Below are 855 nucleotides of genomic sequence, written 5' to 3'. Positions count from 1 at the left end.
CACCAAACGGCAAACGTGGCAGAGACCTGACATACAGCGACCAAGCTATCGTCACGTTCATGATGCTTCAGGCTGTGTATAAACTCAGCTTGCGCAGTACCGAAGGTTTCTTAAACTCCTTGTTTAAGTTGATGGATGTGCCGCTAAAAAGCCCTGATTACAGCAGTGTCAGCAAGCGGGCTCGCACGGTGAAGGTGAAAATACCACGCCCGTCAGGTCCTGTAGCACACGTGGTGTTTGATGCGACCGGACTAAAAGTATTCGGTGAAGGCGAATGGAAAGTGCGCAAGCATGGCCAAGAAAAGCGTCGTACTTGGCGTAAACTCCACCTGGGCGTAGACGTCGAAAGCCAACAAGTCGTGTGTGAAGAAGTCTCTCTGGTTAATGTCGGAGACAACGAAGTTCTCCCGACGATGCTAAAGAAAATGGGCCGCCGAAAAGTAGGCAAGGTAACCGGCGACGGAGCCTACGACACCAAAGAATGTTACCGGGAAATAGCCCGTAAAAACGCAACCCCCTGTATACCGCCGCGCAGCAACGCTAGATACTGGCGTGGCGACCACCCGCGAAACGACGCAGTTAAAGCCTTGAAGCAAGGCCAGTTAGCGCAATGGAAGCATGATACCGGTTACCACCAGCGTTCATTAGCGGAAACCGCGATGTGGCGGTTCAAAAGCCTGACCGGCGAGCGGTTGCGTTACCATAGTTACAACGCGCAGGTCGGAGAGGGTTATGTACGGGTCGCCGTACTTAATAAATTAACACGCCTTGGGATGCCTGTGAGCGAAATGGTGCGCTAACCCCAGGTGGGAAAGGGGCAATTTTACCCTCGGTACGGATTTGATCAACAAGGCC

The 855-nt window shown here is 52.7% G+C and carries 1 protein-coding gene; it reads left to right on the top strand.

Going from position 1 to position 855, the window contains the following annotated elements:
• On the top strand, positions 1-800 hold an 800-nt coding region (locus tag CWE07_RS14270; RefSeq protein WP_126819035.1), incomplete at its 5' end, for an IS5 family transposase.
• Between the last annotated feature and the right edge of the window lie 55 nt (positions 801-855).

This window comes from Aliidiomarina maris (assembly GCF_003987335.1).
GTDB classification, from domain to species: domain Bacteria; phylum Pseudomonadota; class Gammaproteobacteria; order Enterobacterales; family Alteromonadaceae; genus Aliidiomarina; species Aliidiomarina maris.
The sequence above is the reverse complement of the archived record's forward strand: the minus strand, read 5'-3'. Positions and strand labels throughout refer to the sequence as shown.